Origin of the sequence: Halobacillus kuroshimensis DSM 18393 (assembly GCF_000425705.1) — a bacterium.
In the GTDB taxonomy this organism is placed as follows: Bacteria; Bacillota; Bacilli; order Bacillales; family Halobacillaceae; genus Halobacillus; species Halobacillus kuroshimensis.
On record NZ_KE384438.1, the window covers coordinates 1 to 1,052 of the forward strand.

The 1,052-nt window shown below is 50.4% G+C and carries 9 tRNA genes and 1 other annotated feature; all 9 genes read right to left on the reverse strand.

What is annotated here, in order from left to right:
* Positions 1-84 precede the first annotated feature (84 nt).
* The 9 genes from H615_RS0119895 to H615_RS0119935 all read right to left on the reverse strand — a co-directional run bounded on the left by H615_RS0119895 (position 85) and on the right by H615_RS0119935 (position 946).
* Positions 85-160, reverse strand: a tRNA-Ala gene (locus tag H615_RS0119895).
* A gap of 15 nt (positions 161-175) precedes the next feature.
* Positions 176-252: transfer RNA gene (locus H615_RS0119900), tRNA-Pro, on the reverse strand.
* Between the two features lie 6 nt (positions 253-258).
* Positions 259-335: transfer RNA gene (locus H615_RS0119905), tRNA-Arg, on the reverse strand.
* Positions 336-346: 11 nt separating this feature from the next.
* Positions 347-435, reverse strand: a tRNA-Leu gene (locus H615_RS0119910).
* Positions 436-498: 63 nt separating this feature from the next.
* Positions 499-573, reverse strand: a tRNA-Gly gene (locus H615_RS0119915).
* Positions 574-580: 7 nt separating this feature from the next.
* Positions 581-662 (reverse strand) — tRNA-Leu (locus tag H615_RS0119920).
* Between the two features lie 10 nt (positions 663-672).
* Positions 673-748, reverse strand: a tRNA-Lys gene (locus tag H615_RS0119925).
* 32 nt (positions 749-780) lie between these two features.
* Positions 781-856: transfer RNA gene (locus H615_RS0119930), tRNA-Thr, on the reverse strand.
* Positions 857-870: 14 nt separating this feature from the next.
* A tRNA-Val gene (locus H615_RS0119935) sits at positions 871-946 on the reverse strand.
* 21 nt (positions 947-967) lie between these two features.
* Positions 968-1,052, reverse strand: a sequence feature (5S ribosomal RNA rRNA prediction is too short).

Sequence of the window (1,052 nt, forward strand, 5' to 3'; positions counted from 1 at the left end):
TTGTTTCAAATTTCTTCATTAAAGAAGAAATGTTTTGACGTACTGGTTGGTTCGTTCAGTTTTCAAAGATCAAAATGAAATAATTGGTGGAGCCTAGCGGGATCGAACCGCTGACCTCCTGCGTGCAAAGCAGGCGCTCTCCCAGCTGAGCTAAGGCCCCATTATAAATTTGGAATGGTCGGGAAGACAGGATTCGAACCTGCGACCCCTTGGTCCCAAACCAAGTGCTCTACCAAGCTGAGCTACTTCCCGTTATAATGGCGCGCCCGAGAGGAGTCGAACCCCTAACCTTCTGATCCGTAGTCAGACGCTCTATCCAATTGAGCTACGGGCGCATGTATATATTTGGTGCCGAGGGCCGGACTCGAACCGGCACGGTGGAAACCCACCGCAGGATTTTAAGTCCTGTGCGTCTGCCAATTCCGCCACCCCGGCTCGGCAGTTTTGTATATGTCGTGTTGTTTATTATAATATCATTAAGTAACTTGGCTTAGTAAATGGAGCGGAAGACGGGATTCGAACCCGCGACCCCCACCTTGGCAAGGTGATGTTCTACCACTGAACTACTTCCGCTTAATAATGCGGGTGGAGGGACTTGAACCCCCACGCCGTGAAGCACTAGATCCTAAATCTAGCGTGTCTGCCAATTCCACCACACCCGCATAGAATACATGGTGAGCCATGAAGGATTCGAACCTTCGACCCTCTGATTAAAAGTCAGATGCTCTACCAGCTGAGCTAATGGCTCTTGAAATTTTTAAGTTAGCAGCAGGCAACTCATGGTGCCGGCCAGAGGACTTGAACCCCCAACCTACTGATTACAAATCAGTTGCTCTGCCAGTTGAGCTAGGCCGGCTAACTAAATGTAAATGGTGGAGGATGCAGGGTTCGAACCTGCGACCCCTTGCTTGTAAGGCAAGTGCTCTCCCAGCTGAGCTAATCCTCCAATATGTATCGACCTGGCGACGTCCTACTCTCACGGGGGTAAACCCGACTACCATCGGCGCTGAAGAGCTTAACTACTGTGTTCGGCATGGGAACAGGTGTGACCT